Origin of the sequence: Neoaquamicrobium sediminum (assembly GCF_013240295.1) — a bacterium.
In the GTDB taxonomy this organism is placed as follows: domain Bacteria; phylum Pseudomonadota; class Alphaproteobacteria; order Rhizobiales; family Rhizobiaceae; genus Aerobium; species Aerobium sediminum.
The window spans coordinates 1,022,462-1,046,541 of record NZ_JABETK010000001.1 but is presented as its reverse complement, the minus strand read 5'-3'; the positions used below and the strand labels follow the sequence as shown (position 1 = coordinate 1,046,541).

Sequence of the window (24,080 nt, the reverse complement as noted above, 5' to 3'; positions counted from 1 at the left end):
TTCAACAGACGCGATCCGGCACGTCCTGCGCGCCGGATCGCGATAGTCTCTGCGCGCGGTAACTCTGCCAGGCGATCGGTTTCATGGACGGTCTGAATCAATTTTTCGGCGCGGTCGTCGCGATCGGCATGTCCGCGGACATGCTGGTCGTCGTCTGGGCGACGCTGCTCGGCATCGTGGTCGGCATGATACCGGGCCTGACAGCGACGCTGGGCGTGGCGCTTGTCACCACGCTGACCTTCACCATGGAGCAGAACACCGCGATCCTGGTGCTGATCTGCGTCTATATCGGCGCGATCTATGGTGGCGGTAGGACAGCCATCCTGCTCAACATCCCCGGAACGCCGGCCAATGCGGCCTCCGCGCTGGACGGGTTTCCGCTGGCCAAGCAGGGCCGGGCGGGCGAGGCGATGGCGGTGGCCACGTCTGGCTCCTTCCTGGGCACGATGGTGGGCATGGTCGGCCTCGCGCTGATCGCGCCATGGCTGGCCGAATTCGCGCTCGACTTCACCTCCTTCGAATTCTTCTGGCTTGCCGTCTTCGGCATCGTGCTTTGCGGCCAGCTCACATCGATGGACGATCCGCTCAAGGGCTGGATCGCCGGCTTCCTCGGCCTGCTGGTCGCGATGGTGGGGCAGGAAAGCCTGCACGCCTATTCACGTTATTCCTACGGCATTCTTGACCTGGAGGCGGGCTTCGGGCTGCTGCCCGTCCTCGTCGGCGCATTCGGCTGCGCGGAGGTGTTCGTGGTGATGCGGCAGGAGGCGACGACGCTGGTCGCCTCGCAGGTCGGCGGCGTGCTGCGGTCCGCCCTGAAATCGTTCAGATATGTGCGAACCTGGCTGCGATCCGGCGTGATCGGCACCTTCATGGGCGTCGTGCCCGGCGTCGGCGAGGATATGGGGGCGTGGGTCTCCTACGCGGCCGCGAAGCGCGCTTCGAAGACGCCCGACGACTTCGGCAAGGGCTCGACCGACGGCCTGCTGGCAGCCGAGACGGGCAACAACGCCGCCGTGCCCGGCGCGCTGATCCCGGTGCTCACCCTGGCGATCCCCGGTTCCGCGCCGGCCGCCGTACTGCTGGCGGCGATGGTGATCCATGGGCTTCGCCCCGGGCCGCTGATCATGATTACGCAGGCCGACTTCTTCTATTCGGTGGTCGCCATGGTGTTCTGGGCGAGCGTGGCGATGCTGGTGCTCGGGCTTCTCCTGACGCGTCCGCTGCTTCTCATCCTCAAGGTGCGGCGTGAATGGCTGATGGGCGTCATTTTCGTCCTGTGCGCGGTGGGCTCCTTCGCGATTGCCGGACGCCTGTTCGACGTCTGGGTGATGATCGGCTTCGGCCTCATCGGCTTCCTGATGCGCGAAACCGGTTTCCCGATCGCGCCGATGATCCTCGGCGTGGTGTTGGGGCCGATCCTCGACAACAACTTCCGGCGCAGCCTGTCGCTGACACAGGGCGACCCGATACCCTTCGTCACGCGGCCGATCAGCGCCGTCATCGCCCTGCTTGTGCTGCTGATGATCGTGCTGGCGCTGCCGCCGCCGGTGCGGCGCATGCTGGGCCAGGCGAAAGTGCGGCTGCTCGAAGGGAGACGCGCCGATGGCTGACGCGCGGTGCTCTGTCCTGATCTGTGGCTTCGGGGCCTTCGGGGCACTGCATGCGAAGGCGTGGCGCGTCTGCGACCCCTCGGTTCGGCTCATGGTGAGCGATCCGTCGGAGGCGGCGCGTGGTGAGGCGATTGCAAGCGGCGTCGAACCGGCAGCGGTTGCCGAGGACCCTGCGACGCTGATGCCGCAGGCCGATATCGTCGATGTCGTCGCGCCGCCGGTTCACCATCTTCCGCTGGCGCTGCAGGCGCTATCGCTCGGCAAGCCGGTATTGCTGGAAAAGCCCGCCGTGCGCTCGCTTGGCGAGGCGCAGGCACTCGTGCAGGCGGCCGGAACCGTGCCGGTTCAGATCGGCCTCGTGCTGCGGTGCCACCCGCTCGTGCGGCGCGCACGCGACCTGCTCGCGGCAGGCGCCATCGGCAAGCTGCTGTTGATGGAGGGTGATTTCTCCGGCTGGAAGCGGATGCGGACGGATTCGTCACTCATCGAAAACGACGGCGTGCATTTCATCGACCTGATGCGTCATTTCGCAGGCGCGCCCGTCAGCGCGGTCGACGCTGTGTTCGCTCGGCACCTCGATCCGGCAGTTGTCGACGATATCCGCATCGATCTCGCATTCGGCAACGGCATCGAAGGCCGCCTGAGGCTCGGTGTGCTGGCTGGTGGGCTCGCCGAAGACGGCTTCGTGCCCGGCGCGATGACCAGCAAGTGCCTGAGGCTGGTGGGATCGACGGGCAATCTGGTGCTCGATTTCAACGCCAATCGGCTGTTCCACGGCACCGTCGAATATCGCCGCTCGCCAGGCGGCTTCGACGTCATGCCGCAAGGCCTGACCAGCGAGGCAGCGATCGGGGTGACGCCGGTATCCCTGCTTGCCCGCAGCTTCGCGATCTTCGGCACGGCACTCGATGGCGGCGGGCCGGTGATGTGCAACCCGCATGAAGGCGCGCTGGAGATGGCGCGCGTGATCGAGGGGCTGGAGGCCTGCGCGAGCCGCACGCGCCAGCTCGAACCGGTAGGAGATGCCGCATGAAGGTGGACAAGGTCATGCGCACCGACCTGATATCGGGGCTGGTCGTTTCGGTGATCGGCATTGCGGGTTTCGTCGAAGCCTTGCGGATGCCGCGTTTCGAGGCGCGCAACGCCGACCCGTTCACCGTACCCGGCCTGACGCCCGGCATCGTCAGCTTCGTCATCGCGGTGCTGGGCCTGATGCTCGTGTTGCGCGCGCTCGCGGGCCGTGGCGCATCCGAGACATTGCCGATTGGCGTATGGCCCGAAGGCAGCGTCAAGCGCACCCTGTTCACGATAGCCACGGTGGTCATCTACGGCGGTGCGCTGTTCGGCCGGATACCGTTCATTGCCGCGACGACGCTGTTCGTCTTCGTGTTTACCGTGGGAGCCGAGTGGCTGAACCCGCAACGCCGGATGGGCTTGCCGGTGCTTGCGGGATGGGCTCTCGCCCTCTCGCTGGTTGCCGCCTTCGTGGTCCACTACGTCTTTACCGTCGTCTTCCATGTCAGGTTGCCGGGATGAGGACGTTTCGGATCTCGCTCTGCAACGAGGTGCTCGGCAAGCTGCCTTTCGTGCGCCAATGCGCGCTTGCGGCTGAACTCGGCTATGACGGGCTGGAGCTCGCACCGTTCACGCTTGACCCAGAACCGGCGTCCCTGGGCCTCGCGAAGCGCCGGGCCCTGCTGCGCACGGCCGAGCGGGAAGGCATCGCCATCACCGGATTGCACTGGCTCCTGACCGTGCCCAAGGGCCTGTCGATCACCACGGACGATGCGGCCCTGCGGGCGCGCACGGTCGCCCATATCGAGGCGATGATCGAGCTTTGCGCCGACCTCGGCGGCGAGGTTCTGGTTCACGGCTCGCCGGACCAGCGGCGGGTTGCCGATGCAAGCGGCCCGCAGGTGGCGCGCGACAACGCGACCGTGGTGCTGGCCCGCGCGGCCGAAGCCGCGCAGCGGGCCGGTGTCGTCTATTGCCTGGAACCGCTGTCGCCGGCGCTGACCGATTTCGCCACCAATATCGACGAGGCGGCGGCGATCGTGCGCGCGGTCGGGTCGCCGCATCTCGCGACGATGATCGACACGTCGGCCGCCTGGGCCGGCGAAACGGAACAACCCGACGCGCTCATCCGGCGGCATCTGCCGACCGGCCTGCTGCGGCACGTGCACGTCAACGACCCCAACCGCCGCGCGCCGGGGCAGGGGGAGCACGGCTTCCTGTCGGTGATGCGCGCGCTGGTCGACGGCGGCTACAAGGGCGTCGTCGGGGTCGAGCCCTTTGATTATCACCCGGACGGAGCAACGGTTGCCGCAATGGCGCTGGGCTATCTCAACGGGCTTCTGGAACAGACGGAGAGGACGCCATGAACGCGCCAGCAATCAAGGTCGGCGAGGCGCGGTTCGGGATCGACAATGCGTTTGCCCGCATGCCGTTCCGCTTCGGCGTCGTCACCATGGAGGCGGCGGCAGCACTCACGCTCGAACTGGAACTGAGCATCGACGGCCGGCGTGCCGTGGGCTACGCGTCCGACCTGCTGGCCTATAAATGGTTCGACAAGCGGCCGGAAAAGACGCCGGCCGACAATGTCGCCGACCTGCTCTGGGTGGTGCAGGAAGCAGCGAAGGTCGCGCGCGACCTGCCTTCGGGCACGCTGTTCGAGATATGGCGGGCACTGGACGGCGAGGTCGAGCGGCGCGCGCTCGACGCCGGCTTCAATCGTCTTGGCGCCTCGTTCGGCGTGTCGATGATCGAACGCGCGCTGATCGACGGCATCGCGCGATCGCTTGGGCTGACCTTCCACGAGTGCATCCGCGGCGACGTCCTCGGGCTGCGCCCGGCGCAGGTCTTCCCCGAGCTGGACGGCATGTCGCTTGCCGATGTGTTGCCGGCCACGCCGCTGAAGCGGCTTGGCCTGCGCCACACGGTCGGGCTGGTCGATCCGATTGATGCCGGTGACCTCGATCCGGCTCAGCGCGTCGGCGACGGCCTGCCGGAGACGCTGGCCGACTATCTGCGCCATGACGGCGTTCGCTATCTCAAGATCAAGGTGGGCGGCGACGCCGATGCCGACATCGCGCGTCTCGAGAAGATCGCCGGGCTGCTGAGGCAGGTCGGCGGGCCGTTCCCGATCACGCTCGACGGCAACGAGCAGTATAAGCGCCTCGACGATTTCGCCGGCCTGATGGAAGCGATCCGCTCGCGCCCGGCGCTGGGCGAGCTCTACCGTTCGATCCTCTTCGTCGAACAGCCGCTGGAGCGCTCGGTCGCGCTCGACGGACCGCTGGGCGCCGACGAACTGGCGGCGATTGGCAAGCCGTTGCTGATAGACGAGGCGGACGGCTGGACAGGCGCATTCCGCGACGCCATCGCGCTGGGCTATCGCGGCGTCAGCCACAAGAACTGCAAGGGCGTCGTCCGGTCGCTGCTCAACGCGATGCTGGTCGCGCATCACAACGCCGCGTCAGGCGAGCCGGGCGGCTATTTCCAGTCGGCCGAAGACCTGACATGCTTGCCGGTCGTGTCGTTGCAGGCCGATCTCGCCGTGGTCGCCTCGCTCGGCATAACCCATGTGGAGCGCAACGGGCACCACTATTTCCACGGGCTCGACCATCTGCCCCGCGCCGAGGCGGATGCGGCGCTGAACGCGCATCCCGACCTCTATGAAAAGACGCCCCAAGGGGCGCAACTCGCGGTGCGCGACGGCCATCTCGACATCGCGTCGCTGCAGGTGCCCGGCCTCGGCTGCGCGCTCACCCCCGATCTCGGCAAGCGCATCGCTCCGGCTGACTGGACGTTCGCCATGCTTAACGCAAGACCGGCAGACTGAGCCGGCGAGGAGACTGAAATGGACCAGACCATCCCGTCAGAAATCCGCACCGAGGAAGAGTTGGAGGAGCTGCTGTCGCGGCCGAGCGAACAACAACTCGTCGCGTCTCTGCGCAGCATCGACGGACACATCACCATCCTCGGCGTGGGCGGCAAGATGGGGCCGACGCTGGCGCGCATGGCCAAGCGCGCCGCGCCCGAAAAGCGCGTCATCGGCGTTGCCCGCTTCTCCGAGCCGGGCCTGAGGGAGAAGCTGCAGGGCTGGGATATCGAGACGGTCGAGTGCGACCTGCTCGACCGCAAGGCAGTCGACGGCCTCGAGCGCACGGAGAATGTCGTCTTCATGGCCGGCCGAAAGTTCGGGTCCGAGGGCAACGAGTCGCTGACCTGGGCGATGAACGTGCATGTGCCGGCGATCGTCGCCGAAGCTTTCGTGCAGTCGCGCATCGCCGTGTTCTCGACCGCCTGCGTCTATCCCTTCGTCGACATAGCGGGGCAGGGCGCGCGCGAGGACCTGCCGCTGGACCCGCCCGGCGAATACGCCAATTCCTGCGTCGGGCGCGAACGCATGTTCGAGCACTTCTCACGCGTCCACGGTGCCGGGTCTCGCTGATCCGTCTCTCCTACGCGATCGACATGCGCTACGGGGTGCTGCACGACGTCGCGCGCGCCGTACTCTCCGGCGAACCGGTGCAGGTGAGCAGCGGCCATTGCAACGTGATCTGGCAGGGTGATGCCAACGACATCGCGCTCCAGTCGCTCGCCCAAGCAGGAACGCCGCCTTTCGTGCTCAACCTGTCGGGTCCGGAGCTTGTCAGCGTGCGCCGGCTTGCGCAGAAGTTCGGGGAGCGCTTCGGGCGTACGCCGGTCTTCGAAGGCGAGGAGCAGGGCAAGGCATGGATCGTGGACACGAGCCTGCAGCAGTCGTTGCATGGCTACCCCTCGATTCCGCTCCCCGGCTGATCGACTGGACCGCAAAATGGATGCAAGGGGGCGGCAAGTCTCTCGACAAGCCGACGCATTTCGAGGTTCGAGATGGCAAATACTGATGCGGACGGGACGTCCGGCAAGGACGTCTCGACGGGCAAGCCGGTGAAGGATGCGCCGCGCCAGACGCGCGATGCGGTGGCAACGCGCGCGCGCATACTCACGGCCGCGGTGAAGGAATTCGCCAAGAAGGGCCTGACCGGCACCCGCATCGACCAGATCGCCACGCGCGCCCGCTGCAACAAGGCGCTGATCTACCATTATTTCGGCAGCAAGGAGGCGCTGTTCAGCGCCGTGCTGGAAAAGACCTACGAGAACATCAGGCTGGCGGAGCGCCAGCTCGACCTGGCGCACAAGCCGCCGGTGGAGGCGATGCGCGAGCTGATCGGCTTCTCGTTCGACTATGTCAGCCAGCACCCCGAATTCATCAAGCTCATCAATGACGAGAACCTGCATGGCGGCGTGCATGTCGCGCATTCGGCCAAGGCGCGGGACCTGAACAGCCCGCTCGTCGCGCTGATCGAGGAGATACTGAAGCGGGGCGAACGCGACGGCGTCTTTCGCGCCGGCGTCGACCCGGTGCAGCTCTACATCTCCATCGCCAGCATCTGCTATTTCTTCATCGCCAATCGCCCGACCCTTTCCGCGATCTTCGGCCTGCCGAAGACGCCGGAAGTGCTGGCGGATCGTCGCCGGCACGTGATCGACGTCATCCTCGGCTATCTGCGCCCCGTCGACGGGACGCCTTCCACATCAAGAGCAAATCCATGAAGATCAACGACATCCCCGCCACCCCGCTCGCAGCGCTCCGCAAGGGCGGCGTCATCCCCGCGCATCCGCTGGCGCTCGACGCCTCGCGCAAGCTGGACGAGCGCCATCAGCGCGCGCTGTCGCGTTATTATCTCGATGCGGGCGCAATCGGGATGGCGGTCGGTGTCCACACAACGCAGTTCGAAATCCGCGACCATGGCCTTCTGGAGCCGGTGCTTTCGCTGGCGGCGGAAGAAGCCGCGCGCCATGCCAGCCAGCCTTTCATGGTTGCCGGTGCCATCGGGCGCACGGAGCAGGCGGTTCGCGAGGCCGAGCTGGCGCGCGCCAAGGGCTATCATGCGGTGCTGCTCGGGCTTGCGGCGATGCGGGACGCCAGCGAGGACGAGCTGGTCGCCCACTGCCGCGCCGTCGCCGAGGTCATGCCGGTGATCGGCTTCTATCTGCAGACGGCCGTCGGCGGGCAGCCGTTGCGCTACGAGTTCTGGCGGCGCTTCGCCGAGATCGAGAATGTGGTGGCCATCAAGATGGCGCCCTTCAACCGCTATCGCACGCTCGACGTGGTGCGGGCGGTGATCGACGCCGGCGCCGAGGACCGCATCACGCTCTACACCGGCAATGACGACCATATCGTCGCCGACCTGATGACCAAGTTTACGTTCAAGCGCGACGGCAAGCCGGTCAGCGTCCGCATCAAGGGCGGCCTGCTCGGCCACTGGGCCGTGTGGACCAGACGCGCCGTCGAGTTGCTGGCCGACATTCACGAACGCGCCGACGAGCGGTCAACCGCCGAATGGCTGGAGCTGGATGCGCGCACCACGGATGCCAACGGCGTGCTGTTCGACGTGCGCAACGACTTCGCCGGCTGCATCGCCGCCATCCACGAGGTGCTGCGCCGGCAGGGGCTGCTGCAGGGCATCTGGTGCCTGAACCCGGACGAGACCATGGGGCCGGGCCAGGAAAAGGAACTCGCGCGCGTCATGCGCGACTATCCCGAACTCAACGACGATGCGTTCGTGCGCGAAAACCTGGATCGCTGGCTCGCCTGAGCAGGGTCGCGGCAGGGATGGAAGCCGCTCAGAGCGGCTTCCGGGTCCATTTCGAGATGACGCCGACGATGCCTTCACGGAAGAGCATCACCGAGACCACGAAGATCAGGCCCTGAATGATGGTCACCCAGGCGCCGAAGGTCGCCAGGTAGTTCTGCATGGTGACGATCACCGCAGCACCCACGATCGGCCCGAACACGGTGCCCATGCCGCCGAGCAGCGTCATCAGAACCACCTCGCCGGACATTGTCCAGTAGACATCGGTCAGCGAGGCGAGCTGGAAGACGATGGCCTTGGTGGCTCCGGCGAGGCCGGCCAGCGTCGCCGACAGCACGAAGACGGCGAGCTTGTAGCGGTTGACGCGATAGCCGAGCGAGATCGCGCGCGGCTCGTTCTCGCGGATCGCCTTCAGCACCTGCCCGAACGGCGAGTGGATGATGCGGTAGATGAGCAGGATCCCCGCGAAGGCGATCGCCAGTACGAGGAAATACAGCGATTCCTGCGAGCGCAGATCGATGAGGCCGAAGAGATGGCCGCGCGGTACCGCCTGGATGCCGTCCTCGCCGCCGGTGAACTCGGCCTGCAGCGAGAAGAAGTAGACCATCTGCGCGAAAGCGAGCGTGATCATCGCGAAATAGATGCCCTGCCTGCGGATCGCCAGCGAACCGATGAGGAAGCCGAGCACCCCGGCAACCAGCGTGCCGCATATGATGGCAAGTTCTGGCGTCAGCCCCCAGACCTTGGCGGCGTGGGCGCAGACATAGCTCGCCATGCCGAAATAGGCGGCATGGCCGAAGGACAGCAGCCCGCCATAGCCGAGCAGCAGGTTGAAGGCGCAGGCAAAGAGCGCGAAGCACAGGATCTTCATGATGAAGATCGGATAGAAGAAGAACGGCGCGGCGATCAGCAGCGCCAGCAGGCCGGCGAAGATCGCGATGTGGTGGACAGGCATGCCGCCCGCCGTCTGCTGGGCGACGACGGGGCCGCCGGTTGCTTCCGTGGTGGCGGTCATCAGGCAGTCCTCCCGAAGAGCCCTGCCGGCTTGACCAGCAGCACCAGGGCCATGATGACGAAAATGACCACCGCCGAGCCTTCGGGGTAGAAGACGCGCGTCAGGCCTTCGATGAGACCGAGCCCGAAGCCGGTGACGATCGAGCCGAGGATCGAGCCCATGCCCCCGATGACGACCACGGCGAAGACCACGATGATGAGGTTCTCGCCCATCACCGGGTTGATCGCGTAGATCGGCGCGGCAAGCACGCCGGCAAAGCCGGCAAGGGCTACGCCGAAGCCGTAGGTCAGCGTGATCATCAGCGGCACGTTCACGCCGAACGCGCCGACCAGCGTCGGGTTCTCCGTCGCGGCGCGCAGATAGGCGCCGAGCTTGGTCTTCTCGATCACGAACCATGTCGCCAGGCACACGACCGCCGACGCGATGATGACCCATGCGCGCGAGTTGGGCAGGTACATGAAGCCGAGATTATGTCCGCCCGAGAGCAGTGGCGGCGCCTGGTAGGGCAGGCCGGACACGCCGAAGATCTGCTTGAAGATGCCGGTCGTGATGAGCGCCAGGCCGAATGTCAGGAGCAGCCCGTAAAGATGGTCGAGGTGATACAATCGCCGGATGAACAGGCGTTCCAGGATGACGCCGGTAATGCCGACCGCGACCGGTGCGATCAGCAGCGACCACCAGTAGTTCACGCCGAGATAGTTGAGCAGCATCCAGGTGACGAATGCACCGAGCATGTACTGTGCGCCGTGGGTGAAATTGATGATGTTCAGCAAGCCGAAAATCACCGCCAGCCCTAGAGAGAGGATGGCGTAGAACGAGCCGTTGATCAGCCCGAGCAAGAGCTGGCCGAAAAGCGCCTGGGGCGGAATGCCGAGAAGTTCGAACATCTGGGAACCTGCTGCCGTATGAGAAGGGAGGCGCGCCTGTCGCGCGCCTCCCTTGCGAAGCGTTACGTCACTTGACGAATTCGCAGCCGCCTTCCTCGATCGGACGGAATGCCTTCTCGGCCGGGATCGTGGCGACCGTCTCGTAGAGGTCCCATTCGCCTTCCGACTTGTCGGGCGTCTTCACGCGGAACAGGTAGGAGTCGTGGATCTTGCGGCCATCCTGCCGAACCACGCCCTTGCCGAACAGCGGATCGTCGGTCGGCATCTCCTTCATCTTGGCCATGACGGCCTCGGTTTCCTTGTTGCCGACCGCCTCGACCGCCTTGAGGTAATGGAGAACCGCGCCGTAGACGCCGGCCTGGATCATCGACGGCTTGTTGCCCGTCTGCTCCTCGAAGCGGGCCGACCACTCGCGGGTGCCGTCATTCATGTCCCAATAGAAGCTTTCCGTCAGCACGAGGCCCTGGGCCACGTCGAGACCCAGCGAATGGACGTCGTTGATGAACACCAGCAGGCCGGCGATAGCCTGACCGGCCTGCGTGATGCCGAACTCGGCCGCCTGCTTCATCGAGTTGACGGTGTCGCCGCCGGCATTGGCAAGGCCGATCACCTGCGCACCGGACGCCTGTGCCTGCAGCAGGAACGACGAGAAGTCTGTGCCGGGGAACGGCGTCTTGACCGAGCCGATCACCTCGCCACCGGCCTCCTTGACCACTGCCGAAGTATCACGCTCCAGAGCGTGGCCGAAGGCGTAGTCGGCGGTCAGGAAGAACCAGGTCTTGCCGCCGTTTTCCACCATGGCGCTGCCAGTGCCATGTGCGAGCTGCCAGGTGTCGTAAGTCCAGTGAACGGTGTTGGGCGAGCAGGCGGCACCCGTCAGGTCGGACGTCGCAGCGCCCGAATTGAGGAAGATCTTGTTCTTCTCGCGGGTGATCTCGTTGATGGCGAGCGCCACCGACGAGGTCGGAACGTCGGCGATCACGTCGACGCCTTCGGTGTCGTACCACTGACGTGCAATGTTGGAGCCGACGTCCGGCTTGTTCTGATGGTCGGCCGACACGATCTCGACATTGATGCCCTTGGAGGCCGCGTCGAAATCTTCGACCGCAAGCCTTGCGGCGATCACCGAGCCTTCGCCACCGATGTCGGCATAGATGCCGGAGCGGTCGTTCATGACGCCGATCTTGACGTCGGTGGCGTAGGCCGTTCCCGACATGAGCACACCTGCCAGTGCGGCAAGGACGAATCTGCTTTTCATTTTCTTCTCCTCCGATTGCGGCGCGTTTCGCGCCTTCTCTCCCTCACACGCCCAGATAGGCGTGCAACTTGTCGATATTGGCCTCGAGCTGGTCGTTGGGGATCATGTCGATCACCTTGCCTTGCTCGACGACATAGTGCCGGTCCGCCACCGTGGAGGCGAAGCGGAAGTTCTGCTCCACCAGAATGATGGTGAAGCCCTCCTGCTTCAGCCGCGCGATGGTGTGGCCGATCTGCTGGATGATGACCGGCGCGAGCCCCTCCGTCGGCTCGTCCAGAAGCAGCATCTTGGCGCCGGTGCGCAGGATGCGGGCGATCGCCAGCATCTGCTGCTCGCCGCCCGAAAGCTTGGTTCCCTGGCTCGAAAGGCGTTCCTTGAGGTTGGGGAAAAGCTCGAAGATCCGATCCAGGCTCATGCCGCCGGGCTTCACCTGCGGCGGCAGCATCAGGTTCTCCTCGACCGACAGCGACGAGAAGATGCCGCGCTCTTCCGGGCACCACGCGATGCCTTCCCTGGCGATGAAGCGCGCCGGCGCGTGCATCAGTTCTTTGCCCTGGAACTGCACCGAGCCGGTGCGTTTCGGCAGGACGCCCATGATAGCCTTGAGCGTCGTTGTCTTGCCCGCGCCGTTGCGGCCCAGAAGCGTCACCACCTCGCCGAACCGCACGTCGAAGTCGATGCCGTGCAGCACGTGGCTCTCGCCGTACCAGGCTTCAAGCCCCTTGACCGACAGCAGCGGCGCTGCGGTATCAGCATGCGGATTCGTTGCCAAAGCTGCCTCAGCCATGTCCCGCTCCGATATAGGCTTCGATCACACGCTCGTCCTTGGACACGGTGGCATAGTCTCCTTCGGCCAGCACCTTGCCGCGCGCCAGTACGGTGATGGTGTCGGACAGGCTCGCAACCACCGACAGATTGTGCTCGACCATGAGAATGGTGCGATTGACGGAAATGCGCTTGATGAGCGCCGAGATACGCTCGACGTCTTCCTGCGCCATGCCCGCCATAGGCTCGTCGAGCAGCAGCATCTCGGGATTGAGCGCCAGAGTCGTTGCGATCTCCAGCGCCCGCTTGCGGCCGTATGACAGATCGGAGGCGTTGACGGTCTCGAATTCGGAAAGGCCGACATCTGCGAGCAGCGCCCGGGCCTCGTCGTCGAATGCGGAAAGCACCTTCTGCGAGCGCCAGAAGTCAAAGCTGTCGCCGCGCTTGCGCTGCAGGGCGATGCGGACGTTTTCCAGCGCGGTCAGGTGCGGAAACACCGCCGAAATCTGGAACGAGCGCACCAGCCCGAGCCGTGCGATGTCGGCCGAAGACATGGATGTGATGTCGTCGCCCTTGTAGGTGATCCTGCCCCTGGTCGGCGACAGGAACTTGGTCAGTAGGTTGAAGCAGGTCGTCTTGCCGGCGCCGTTGGGGCCGATCAATGCGTGAATCTGCCCGCGCCGCACACTGAGGTTGACGTCTTCGACGGCAAAGAAGCCCTTGAATTCCTTGGTCAGATTCTCAGCGGCCAGAATGACGCCGTCACTCATACGTTCCTCACACTCATCGCTCGCGCCTTTCCGGCGTGTTCTTTGTGATGAGCCCTCCTCCCGGGAAGCGCTCTGGCCGTTTGCCGGCCGATGCGGTCTGTCGCCGCGTCTGCCAGAACCATGCACAAGGATGCGGGGAAGGCAAGTTGGTATAAATACGTCGCTTGCCCGGTGACGCGCGTTACGAACCGTTCCGCGTATCATGTTCAACTAAAGTCTAATAAATATGAGTTGCCGCAACGGAAACGACGAAGGCCGGCTTTTCAGCCGGCCTTGGAGTTCGGTCAAGGAGGGTGCGAGCTGCTCGCTAGCGGTGTCCGACCGCAGTGGCGGCGTCTTCGTTGTCGGCCTGCCGCATGGCGTTGCCGGCGGAGTGCAGCGGATTGCGCAGCATGACCAGCTCCGCACCTGCGGCCTCGTGGGCCTCGAGCGAGAAGCGTGCGACGAGGGCCTCGAGCGACTGCGCCTCGCGTGCCAGCGAATGGCTGGCCGCCGTCGACTGCTCGGCCATGGCGGCGTTCTGCTGCGTGGCCTGGTCGATCGTGTTCACCGCCGAATTGACCTCGGCGAGGCTGGTCGACTGCTCGCGCGCGGCGGTGACGATTGCCGCGATGTGATCGTTGATCTCGGCAACCTCCCGGACGATCGAGTCCAGCGACGTGCCGGTATCGCCGACAAGCTGGACGCCCGACTGCACCTGTTGCGCCGACGTCATGATGAGCGCCTTGATCTCCTTGGCGGCCTCCGCCGAGCGCTGCGCAAGGGCACGCACCTCGGAGGCGACCACCGCGAAGCCCTTTCCGGCCTCGCCGGCTCGCGCGGCTTCGACCCCCGCGTTCAGCGCCAGAAGGTTGGTCTGGAACGCGATCTCGTCGATGACGCCGATGATGCTGGAAATCTCGCGCGAGGAGGCGTCGATCTGCGTCATGGCGTGAACCGCCTTCTGCACGGTCTCGCCGGAGATGCGGGCATCTTTGGTGGCTCTTGACACCAGGGCGCCGACCTCCTCTGCACGGCGCGATGAATCGCGAACGGTCGCCGTGATTTCTTCAAGCGCGGCAGCCGTTTCTTCCACCGAAGCAGCCTGCCGCTCGGTACGCCGCGACATGTCGTCGGCGGCGTTGCGGATTTCTTCCGAGCCGGAATTGATCGCCCTCGCGTTCTGCCGGATTTCGCCGAGCGTTTCGCGAAGTGTCGCCACCGACGCGTTGTAGTCGGTCCGAACCTGCTCGAGCCGGCCGGTGAAGGGCGTGTCGATCCGCTGCGACAGGTCGCCCTGTGCTAGTGCTGCCAGCGACGTGGCAAGCGCATCGACGGCTTCCGCGATTTCGGCCTCGGTCTGGCGTTTTTCCTCGTCGTTACGGGTGCGCTCCGCTTCCGATGCCGAACGCTGGCGCGCGCTTTCGCCCTCGACGCGTTCCTTCTGCAGTGCGTTGTCGCGGAACACGGCAAGCGCCCGGCCGATCGCGCCGAACTCGTTCTGCCTGTCCTGGTAGGGCGCTTCGGCGGTCATGTCGCCGGAAGCCAGCCGGTGAACCGAGTCGGTCAGCGTCGCCATCGGGCGGATGAGCGCCCGCATTGCAAAGAACGCCACCGCCCCGAAGACCAGCAGGCACACCGCGCCCACGCCGGTCAGCAGCAAAAGCATGCTGTCGATCTTGGCGAAATAGACTTCCATGGGAATGCCGATGAACAGGATGCCGACATTGGCGCCGGCTTCGTTCTTCACCGGCACATAACCCGTCATATAGGCCTTCCCGAACAGCACGGCCTCTCCGTAATAGGCCTCGCCTTTGGCAAGAAATGCCTGTGCCGGATGGTCCGGGGCAAGCGTGGTCCCGACAGCGCGGCTGCCATCCTGCTTGAGGACGTTGGTGGAGACGCGGCGGTATTCGTTTTCCTGCGTCTGGAACACCGTCGCGACGCCGGCGATGGCGTTCGCGGTGCGGTCGACGAGGTCGTGATTGGCGATTGGCGGTATGCTCGTCGCCGTGAGGTCGGAGATATGTTCTCCGTCGATCTCAACGTTGAGACCATAAAGCGACACGCCGGCCAGCACGGCCATAGTGCGGGCGGCGTCGCGTGCATCGCTCGACGCATCCTGCAGCACCGATGCCCTGAGATTGTGGTGCATGACGCCGACGATGGCGGCGGTTGTCAGAAAAATGAGCGCTACGGTGACCGCCACGCTCTGGTAGACGATCGAAGATCTGAAAAGACTTATCATTGGGGCCCCTCGCCGCAGATGAACTCTTCAGATCAATCTTAAACAGTTAAAGCTTTAATGAAGCGTTCACTGTCTTATGGATGCTGCATCTGCGCCTGTGCCGATGCCTCAGACAGCGCTTGTGAACCTGACTCGGCGATCGTGACGCTGCAGGGACGCCATGCGGAAATACTGGGCCACGGAAGATTAAAGTGACGGTCGACATTGTAAGGACGGTGGGCGTGGGACACCTTGTCTGCCTGTTGTTTCGCGCTGCAACATAATGTGTTCGAGCAGAGTGAAACTCCCGTGGAACTATCGCCTCAATAATCGGTTTAAGAGCATCCCGCATACGTCCGGCCGGCAGCCGGGAAGTCGACGAAATCCCATCCGGGGGCTCATACCCAATGAATGTTCATGCAGACCCGACACTTCGGTCTGACAACAAGCTTTCGTTTCGCGGGGGCGATCTGCCTATCCGCTCTCCTTTTGCCCATCACGGTGATCTGCGCCGGCTCGGCGCGGCGCTGGCGCAGGGTGCCAGAGAACATATCGAGGATATCGAGCCCTTCGAGCCGCGCGACCGTACGAAGGACAGCGCCGAGCGCATCCGCTCCGTCGTCCATGTGCTGAACCGTGCGCAACTCGATGGCGAGAGCGTGACGCCGGCCGCAAACTGGTTGCTCGACAATTCGCACGTCATCGAACAGGCGATCGCGGCCATCCGCCGCGACCTGCCCCGGCGCTTCTATCGCCAGCTACCCGAAATGCCGGACCTGCGCGTGCCGCGCGTTCTGGCGATCGCATGGCTGTACGTGGCGCAGTCCGACAGCGAGGTCTCGGTCGACGGCTTCCGCGCGCTGGTCGACGGCTTCCAGGAAGTGCAGCCGTTGCGCATCGGCGAGCTCTGGGCGCTGCCGTCGCTGCTGCGCTTCGTGCTGGTGGAGAATCTGAGACGGCTGGCGGTTCGCGTCGCCAAGGCGCGCGATATGCGTGTGCTGGCCAATCAGGTGGCCGACAAGCTGGCATTGGTTCCGGGCGGCGAGGACGTCGACATCCTGCGCGCCTATGCGCAGCAGGCCCGCGACCGCACATTCGCGACACAACTACTCCATCGTCTGCGCGACGGCTCGCAGGTTTCCAGCAAGGCGCTGGCATGGCTGGAGGGCGAACTGGAAGCGGCGGGCAGCGACGCCGAGGAGATCACGCTCGGCGAGCACGCCAACCTGTCGTCGGGCAATGTCACTACCGGCAACATCATCAAGGGCCTGCGCCTCATCGACGACACCGAATGGACGGTGTGGTTCGAGGAGGTCAGCCATATCGACCGTCTGCTGCGCGAGCGGACGGATTTCGAGAAGCTGGACTTTGCATCCCGCGACGCCTACCGCGCGCCGTCGAAAAGCTGGCGAAACGTTCGGGGCGTGAGGAGCACGAGGTTGCCCTGCAGGCTGTCGTCATGGCCGAGACGGCGGGCGAATGCCGTTCGAACGGCGGCGCCGGCGTCGACGCGGGCTGTTTTCTCGTCGGGCCGCGGCGACAGGAGTTCGAGCGTGCGCTGGGTTACAGCCCGTCGTTTGGTGAGAGGCTCCATCGCATTTACCGCAAGAGCGACTGGCTGGGTGTAGTCGTGCCGGTGGCGCTGGTGACCTGCCTGCTGCTCGCTGCTGGTGCGGTGGCGCTGGCCGACTACGGGCTTTCGACAGGGGCGGTGATGTTGCTGGTCGCGCTTTTTGCGTTTCCGGCGAGCGAGGCGGCCGTTGGCCTGTTCAACACGCTGGTCTCGACCTTCGTCAAGCCGACGCGGCTGATCGGCTATGACTACAAGGACGGCGTTCCAGCGTATGCGCGAACGCTTGTGGTTGCGCCGGTCTTGTTCGGCAGCCGCGACGATGTCGAGGAAGCCGTCCGCAATCTCGAAGTGCACTACCTCGCAAACATGGGGGAATTGCATTTCGCCGTGCTGTCCGACTGGTCCGACAGTCAGACGGAGCAAAGCGCGGCTGATCTGGCTCTCCTCGAGCACGCCCACGAACTGATCGCTGCGCTCAATGAGCGCTATCCGAAGGATGGCCATGCGCGTTTCTACCTGCTGCACCGCCGGCGGCTCTACAACAAGGCCGAGAGCTGCTGGATGGGCTGGGAGCGCAAGCGCGGCAAGCTGCATGAGCTGAACACGCTGCTGCGCGGCGACCATGACACGACGTTCTTCGCGCCCGCGGACCCGCTGCCGCAGGACATCGAATATGTGATGACGGTCGACGCCGACACGCGCATGACGCGCGGCGCGGTCGGCAAGCTGGTCGGCAAGCTGGAACATCCGCTCAACCGCCCGGTGATCGACGCCAAGGCGCGGCGCCTGACCTCCGGCCACGGCATCCTGCAGCCGCGCATCACGCCGTCGCTGACGACCGGCGACGAGGCGTCCTTCTTCCAACGCATCTTTTCTGCCAACCGTGGCATCGATCCCTACGTCTTCGCCGTCTCCGACGTCTATCAGGACCTGTTCGATCAAGGCACTTTCACGGGCAAGGGGCTCTATCACATCGACGCGATGGAAGCCGCACTCCGCGATCGCATCCCGGAGAATACGATCCTCAGCCACGACCTGATCGAGGGTGGCTATGCCAGCGCGGCGCTGGTGACCGATGTCGAGCTGATAGAGGATTACCCAACGCGCTATCTCGTCGACGAGTCGCGCCAGCATCGCTGGGCGCGCGGCGACTGGCAGCTTCTGCCGTGGATACTCAATCCGCGCTCGGGCGTGCCCGGTCTTTCGCGTTGGAAGATGATCGACAATCTGCGCCGGTCGCTGACGCCGATCTTCTGGATCGCGGCGTCGGTAGCGGGCTGGACCCTGCTGCCCTTCACGCAAGCCGCCCAGTGGCAGGCGCTTCTTGTGCTGAGCCTGTTCCTGTCGCTCACCTACGGCATCGTCGATTCGATCCTGCCGCGCGACCCGGAGGCGACGCTCAAGAACCATTTCGCCGCCGTCGCGCGCGACTTCGCCTTTGCCAGCGCCCAGGTTGCGCTCAAGGTGGTGCTGATGGCGCATCACGCCTGGTCGATGGGTGATGCCGTGGTGCGCACGCTCTATCGGCTTTTCGTCAGCCGCCGGCATCTGCTGGAATGGCGGGCGGCCTCGCAGGCGGCGCGTTCCTGGGAGGCGAGCCTTGGAGGCCATTATCGCGCCATGAGCGGCGTGGTGTTGGTAGCCCTGGTTGGCCTTGCGATCCCGTTGATGGTCGGTTCCACCGGTGTGGTGATTGCCGCGTTCTTCGCGATCTTCTGGGCCGGCTCGCCGGCCTTCGCGTGGCTGGTCAGCCAGTCGGCGGAGACCGAGGATCGGCTGGAAGTGGACCCCGAGGACGCGGCCACCCTGCGCACCATCGCGCGGCGGACATGGCTCTACTTCGAGACCTTCGTGACGGCCGAGCACCACATGCTGCCGCCGGACAATTTCCAGGAGGTGCCGGTGCCGGTCGTGGCTGGCCGCACCTCGCCGACGAATATCGGCGTCTACATGCTGTCCGTGGTGTCCGCCCGCGACTTCGGCTGGATCAGCCTTTCGGAAACCATTGACCGTCTGGACCGAACCATGTCCACCATGGAGAAGATGGAACGCTACCGCGGTCATCTCTACAACTGGTACGACACGCGCACGCTGCGGCCGTTGCATCCGCTCTACGTCTCATCCGTCGACAGCGGCAATCTGGCGGGGCACCTCGTCGCCGTCGCATCGGCCTGCGACCTTTGGGCTGCCGCGCCCGCAGCACACCTGCAGGGCGAATTCGGCGGCATCATCGACGTCGCGGCCATCCTCGAGGAGGAGCTGGCGGCGCTGCCCGACGACCGTCGCGCGCTGCGGCCGCTGCGCCAACGTCTGGCCGAGCGCATCGAGGGCATGCGCCGGGCTGTGAACACCATCCGTGATGAACCCGAGACGGCGGCGATCCGCACCATCAACCTCACCGTGCTGGCGGCCGACATCCGCAAGCTTGCCAGGGCGCTCGACGAAGAGATCGGCTCGCAGGCGAGCGGCGACCTGGCGCTCTGGGCTGAGAAGCTGGAGAAGGCCTGCGAAGCCCATCTGACGGATTCGCATGTCGAGGAAACCGGCATCGGCAAGCTGCGGCAGCGGCTGATCCAGCTGCGCGACCGCACGCGCAAGTTCGCCTTCGAGATGGATTTCTCGTTCCTGCTGCGGCAGGACCGCAAGCTGCTTTCCATCGGTTACCGGATCGAAGAGCGCCAGCTCGACGAAGCCTGCTACGACCTTCTTGCCTCCGAGGCGCGGCTGACGAGCCTTTTCGGCATCGCCAAGGGCGATCTGCCGACCGAGCACTGGTTCCGTCTCGGCCGACCCGTCACCGAGATCGGCTTCCACGGCGCGCTGCTGTCATGGTCGGGCTCGATGTTCGAGTATCTGATGCCGCCGCTGGTGATGAAGGAGCCGCTGGGTGGCATCCTCAACCAGACCAGCAATCTCGTCATCAGGAAGCAGATGTCATATGCCCGCTCGAAGCGGGTGCCGTGGGGCATATCCGAAGCGGCCTATCACGCGCGCGACCGCGAGATGACCTATCAGTACACCAATTTCGGTGTCCCCGGCCTGGGCCTCAAGCGTGGGTTGGCGCAGGATACCGTGATCGCGCCTTATGCGAGCCTGCTTGCCGCGCAGTTCAAGCCAGCCGAAGCCGTCGAGAACCTGCGCTGGCTGCGCAAGCTCGGGGCGCTCGGCCGCTACGGCTATCACGATGCGGTCGACTTCACGGCCGTGCGCGTGCCCGAAGGCAAACGCCACGCAGTGGTGCACAACTTCATGGCGCACCATCATGGCATGTCGATTGTCGCGGTCGCCAACGCCGTCTTCGAAGGCCGTATGCGCGACCGCTTTTCCACGCCGACTCGGTGATCGAATCCGCCGAGCTCTTACTGCAGGAAAAAAGGCGCCGCGCGAAATCCCGGCAATGCCGATCCGCGCGGAGACCGGCGAGCGGATCAAGCCGGAGGTGCTCGACGAACGTCCGGATTCGCGGCTCGTCCTCGATCCCCTGCGCAGCATGCGCGCAACCAATCTCATGTCCAACGGCCACTATCACGTCATGGTCAGCGGCACGGGTACCGGCTACAGCCGCGCCGACGAGATCGCCATCACGCGCTGGAACGGCGATCCGACCGAGGACCGCACCGGAACGTTCCTGTTCCTGAGCGATCCCGAGAATGGCGACTGGTGGTCGGCCACGGCGGAGCCGAAACGCATGCCGGGCGAAACGACCCGCGCCTTCTTCGGCGACGACCGGGCGGTGTTCACCAAGACCGTTGGCACGCTACGCTCCGAGGTCGAGTGCGTCGTCGTTTCCGAAGGCAATGGCGAGGCACGTCGCCTCACGATCTGGAACGAAGGCGATCAGGATCGCCATATCGACGTGACGTCCTTCGCCGAGCTGGCCTTGGCCTTCGAGGCGGCCGACACCGCGCACCCGGCGTTCTCCAAGATGTTCGTGAAGACGGAGATCGGCGGTGAGGATGGCGCGACTGTGTTCGCGGAGCGCCGCAAGCGCTCGTCCGGTGACCCATCGATCGCGCTCGCGCATTTCGTGACCTCCGGCGTCGGCGTTGCCCGCGATGTCGAGGCGGAGACGGACCGGCGCACCTTCATCGGGCGCGGCCGGTCGATCGCCAACGCCGCTGCCTTCGATGCCGGCGCCAGGCTCTCCGGCTCGGCCGGTCATGTGCTGGACCCCGTCATGGCGCTGCGTGCGCGCGTGAGGGTGCCGGCGCGCAAGAAGGTAATGCTGACCTTCTGGACGGTCGTCGCCGCGAACCGCCCCGATGTCGAGCAGGAAATGAAGCGCTTCCTGCACCCCGACAGTTTCCGCCGGCAGGCGATGCTGGCTTGGACGCGTTCGCAGGTGCAGACGCGCCATGTGGGGCTCAGCCTTGCCGAAGCCGCCGGGGTGCAGAAGCTCGCAAGCCGCCTGCTTTATCCGGACCCGACGTTGCGTGCACCGGCAGAGACCATCTCGGCCGGCCTCGGCCGCCAGTCGGCGCTTTGGCCGATGGCGATTTCGGGCGACTTCCCGATCTTCGCGTTGCGCATCGGCGACGTCGCCGATCTCGAGATTGTCGCGACTGCGCTTCGCATGCAGGAATACATGCGCGCCCACGGGCTGCTGGCCGATCTGGTGATCGTCAACGAGCAGGCCTCGTCCTACGTGCAGGACCTGCAACAGGCGATCGAGCTGCTGTGCGACAATGCCCGCATGCGCGGCCGCGAGCTCGGGCCGCGCCAGCATATCTTCGCCGTGCGCCGCGACCTGATGGACGACACCTCCTATCGCACGCTTCTTTCGGCTGCGCGTGTTGTGATGCACACCCGCAACGGCCCGATCCTCGATCAGATCGAGCGGGCCGAGCAGACCGCGCTGGCGGCGGAGACCGCAGCGCGGGAGGCTGAAACGACACGCAGGCCGCTGCCCGTTCGCGAGCCGTCGCCGGGCAACGACAACAAGGCGGTTGCCGCGGAGGTGGACGGCGAGGACCTGTCCTTCTGGAACGGGTTCGGCGGTTTCGCGGATCATGGGCGCGAATATGTCGTCCGGCTCTCCGGCAACCGCGCGACGCCGCAGCCCTGGATCAACGTGATCGCAAACCCCGAATTCGGCTTCCATACTTCGAGCGAGGGCGCCTCGTTCACCTGGAGCCGCAACAGCCGCGACTTCCAGTTGACGCCGTGGTCGAACGACCCGGTTACCAACCGACCGGGCGAGGCGTTCTACATTCGCGACATGGAGACCGGTGAAGCGTTTTCGCCGCAAGCCTGTGTGCTGCGCGATCCGTCGATTGTCTACGAAGCGCGCCACGCGCCGGGGGTCTCGAGCTTCCATGCGCGCAGGGGCGCGCTCAGCGCGGAACTGACGCAGCTCGTCGACCCGAACGATCCGGTCAAGGTGCAGCGCCTGCGGCTCACGAACCACGGAACCGGCAACGCCAAGCTGCGCGTCTATGCCTATGCCGAATGGCTGATGGGCAATAACCGTGCGCGCTCCGCCCCCTTCATCGTTCCGGCACGCGACGGGACAACCGGCGCGCTGATGGCACATAACCCCTACAGCCTCGATTACGGCGAGCGCACCGCCTTCCTCGTCACCGATGGCAAGGCAGTGACCTACACCTGCGACCGGACCGAATTCCTTGGGGCCGGCGGCTCCACGGTCAGTCCCGTTGCCGTGCGGCGGGGGCTGGACCTCTCCGGCACAGTGGAAGCGGGGCGCGACCCATGCGCCGCGATCGCGTGCGACGTGATGATCGGCGCGGGCGAAACGGCCGACCTGCACGTCATCCTCGGCGACGCCTCCTCGGCCATCGAGGTGTCTTTGCTCGCGAAACGGCATCTGGAGACCGATTTCGAGAGCCGCATGGACGCGAACGGCACTGCGTGGGCGGAATTTTCCGATGCGCTGCAGGTGGAAACGCCTGACCCCGCCTTCAATGCGATGGTCAACACCTGGCTGCCTTATCAGAGCCTGGCCTGCCGTATCCGGGCGCGATCCGCCTTCTATCAGGCGAGTGGCGCGTTCGGCTTCCGCGACCAGTTGCAGGACACGCTTGCCCTGCTGCTTCACGATCCCGCGCTCGCTCGCGCCCAGATCGTCAACGCGGCGGGGCGGCAGTTCAAAGAAGGTGACGTGCAGCATTGGTGGCTGCCGCGCAGCGGCGCGGGCGTGCGCACCATCATCTCCGACGACGTCGTCTGGCTCGCTTATGGAACGCATCATTATGTGAGCGTGACCGGCGACCGCGCGGTACTGGACGAACAGATCCGCTTCATCGAGGGGCCGCCGCTGAAGGAAGGCGAACACGACGCCTTCTTCACGCCCGAGACTTCACGTGAGGCGGCTACGCTGTACGAACATTGCGCGCGCGCGCTCGATCTCGCGGTGCAGCGCACCGGCGAGAATGGCTTGCCGCTGATCCTCGGTGGCGACTGGAACGACGGCATGAACCGCGTCGGCGAGGAGGGGCGGGGCACCAGCGTCTGGCTGGGCTGGTTCCTGCTCAAGGCGCTGCGCGATTTCGAGCCGCTAGCCATCGAGCGTGGCGATGAAGCGCGCGCTCAGGCGTGGCGGCAGCATGCCGGAAAACTCGGCAAGGCCCTGGAAGACGCTGGCTGGGACGGGCAGTGGTATCGCCGCGAAACCTATGACGACGGCACGCCGCTCGGCTCCGCGCAGTCGGACGAATGCCGCATCGACTCGATTGCCCAGTCCTGGGCGGTGATGTCGGAAGGCGCCGACCCGGCAAGGGCGTCGCAGGCCATCGACAAGGTCATGGAACTGCTGGCCGATGACGATCTCAAGATCGTGAGGCTCTTCGACCCGCCCTTCGAGAACACCGAGAAGGAACCGGGCTACATCAAGAGCTACCCGCCCGGCGTGCGCGAGAATGGTGGGCAATATACCCACGCCGCGACTTGGCTGGTGGTTGCGCTGGCGAAACTTGGCCGCGCCGACGAGGCCTATCGCGTTTTTTCGATGCTCAATCCGGTGAACCACGCGCCGGACGAGGCCGAGGCCGAGCGATACAGGGTCGAGCCCTATGTGGTGGCGGCCGACATCTATTCGCAAGGCGAAAAGGCCGGGCGAGGGGGCTGGACCTGGTACACGGGTTCGGCGGGCTGGCTCTACCGTGCCGCAGTGGAGGCGATACTCGGCATCCGCCGCGAGGGCGACAGGCTGTTCGTCGAGCCGTCGCTGCCTTCGTCATGGGACGGATTCGAGACTCGGCTACGGCTCGGCAATGCCCGTTTGCACATCACGGTGAAGCGGGGCGCAAAGGCCGAAATGACGCTCAACGGGAAGCGGACGAAGACGCAAATTCCGGTCAAGGACGGTGACTATGAAGTCGTTGTGACGGTGGTCTGAC

The 24,080-nt window shown here is 65.2% G+C and carries 15 protein-coding genes and 1 pseudogene; 10 read left to right on the top strand and 6 right to left on the bottom strand.

Annotated features, from left to right (window positions below; genetic code table 11):
- Positions 1-83 precede the first annotated feature (83 nt).
- The 9 genes from HK436_RS04920 to HK436_RS04885 all read left to right on the top strand — a co-directional run bounded on the left by HK436_RS04920 (position 84) and on the right by HK436_RS04885 (position 8,254).
- Positions 84-1,610: a tripartite tricarboxylate transporter permease gene (locus HK436_RS04920; RefSeq protein ID WP_173187792.1), complete on the top strand. Its 1,527-nt coding sequence runs from the start codon at positions 84-86 to the stop codon at positions 1,608-1,610.
- Positions 1,603-2,643 carry a Gfo/Idh/MocA family protein gene (locus HK436_RS04915; protein ID WP_173187790.1) on the top strand — a complete coding sequence of 347 codons (1,041 nt, stop codon included), beginning with the start codon at positions 1,603-1,605 and terminating at the stop codon, positions 2,641-2,643. Before HK436_RS04920 ends, HK436_RS04915 begins: the two co-directional genes overlap by 8 nt.
- Positions 2,640-3,146, top strand: a complete 507-nt coding sequence (locus tag HK436_RS04910) for a tripartite tricarboxylate transporter TctB family protein (RefSeq protein ID WP_173187788.1) — start codon at positions 2,640-2,642, stop codon at positions 3,144-3,146. The genes HK436_RS04915 and HK436_RS04910 overlap by 4 nt, the downstream gene beginning before the upstream one ends.
- A 29-nt stretch (positions 3,147-3,175) precedes the next feature.
- The gene (locus tag HK436_RS04905; protein WP_206680487.1) at positions 3,176-3,991 is read left to right on the top strand and encodes a sugar phosphate isomerase/epimerase family protein; all 816 of its coding nucleotides are present in this window, start codon (positions 3,176-3,178) and stop codon (positions 3,989-3,991) included.
- A complete protein-coding gene (locus tag HK436_RS04900) occupies positions 3,988-5,451 on the top strand; it encodes an enolase-like domain-containing protein (protein WP_173187784.1) in 1,464 nt (487 codons plus the stop codon). Before HK436_RS04905 ends, HK436_RS04900 begins: the two co-directional genes overlap by 4 nt.
- 18 nt (positions 5,452-5,469) lie before the next feature.
- Positions 5,470-6,063, top strand: a complete 594-nt coding sequence (locus tag HK436_RS31120) for an NAD-dependent epimerase/dehydratase family protein (RefSeq protein WP_244648536.1) — start codon at positions 5,470-5,472, stop codon at positions 6,061-6,063.
- 23 nt (positions 6,064-6,086) lie between these two features.
- Positions 6,087-6,413 (top strand): hypothetical protein, encoded by a 327-nt coding sequence (locus HK436_RS31115; protein ID WP_244648534.1) that lies wholly within the window; start codon positions 6,087-6,089, stop codon positions 6,411-6,413.
- Positions 6,414-6,485: 72 nt separating this feature from the next.
- On the top strand, positions 6,486-7,208 hold the full coding sequence (locus HK436_RS04890) for a TetR/AcrR family transcriptional regulator (RefSeq protein WP_173187782.1): 723 nt from the start codon (positions 6,486-6,488) through the stop codon (positions 7,206-7,208).
- A complete protein-coding gene (locus tag HK436_RS04885; protein WP_173187780.1) occupies positions 7,205-8,254 on the top strand; it encodes a dihydrodipicolinate synthase family protein in 1,050 nt (349 codons plus the stop codon). The genes HK436_RS04890 and HK436_RS04885 overlap by 4 nt, the downstream gene beginning before the upstream one ends.
- Before the next feature lie 28 nt (positions 8,255-8,282).
- Here HK436_RS04885 and HK436_RS04880 read toward each other — a convergent pair whose 3' ends face one another.
- The 6 genes from HK436_RS04880 to HK436_RS04855 all read right to left on the bottom strand — a co-directional run bounded on the left by HK436_RS04880 (position 8,283) and on the right by HK436_RS04855 (position 15,173).
- Positions 8,283-9,266, bottom strand: a complete 984-nt coding sequence (locus HK436_RS04880; RefSeq protein ID WP_173187778.1) for a branched-chain amino acid ABC transporter permease — start codon at positions 9,264-9,266, stop codon at positions 8,283-8,285.
- The gene (locus tag HK436_RS04875; RefSeq protein WP_173187776.1) at positions 9,266-10,153 is read right to left on the bottom strand and encodes a branched-chain amino acid ABC transporter permease; all 888 of its coding nucleotides are present in this window, start codon (positions 10,151-10,153) and stop codon (positions 9,266-9,268) included. The genes HK436_RS04880 and HK436_RS04875 overlap by 1 nt, the downstream gene beginning before the upstream one ends.
- 67 nt (positions 10,154-10,220) lie before the next feature.
- Complete coding sequence (locus HK436_RS04870) at positions 10,221-11,411, bottom strand: ABC transporter substrate-binding protein (RefSeq protein ID WP_173187774.1); 1,191 nt, start codon at positions 11,409-11,411, stop codon at positions 10,221-10,223.
- 43 nt (positions 11,412-11,454) lie between these two features.
- On the bottom strand, positions 11,455-12,198 hold the full coding sequence (locus HK436_RS04865) for an ABC transporter ATP-binding protein (protein WP_173187772.1): 744 nt from the start codon (positions 12,196-12,198) through the stop codon (positions 11,455-11,457).
- The gene (locus HK436_RS04860) at positions 12,191-12,946 is read right to left on the bottom strand and encodes an ABC transporter ATP-binding protein (RefSeq protein ID WP_173187770.1); all 756 of its coding nucleotides are present in this window, start codon (positions 12,944-12,946) and stop codon (positions 12,191-12,193) included. The genes HK436_RS04865 and HK436_RS04860 overlap by 8 nt, the downstream gene beginning before the upstream one ends.
- A gap of 307 nt (positions 12,947-13,253) precedes the next feature.
- Positions 13,254-15,173 carry a methyl-accepting chemotaxis protein gene (locus HK436_RS04855; protein ID WP_173187768.1) on the bottom strand — a complete coding sequence of 640 codons (1,920 nt, stop codon included), beginning with the start codon at positions 15,171-15,173 and terminating at the stop codon, positions 13,254-13,256.
- A 386-nt stretch (positions 15,174-15,559) separates the two neighbouring features.
- Between HK436_RS04855 and HK436_RS33400 the strand changes: the two are divergent.
- A pseudogene (locus HK436_RS33400) lies at positions 15,560-24,079 on the top strand (glycoside hydrolase family 94 protein).
- Position 24,080 lies beyond the last annotated feature (1 nt).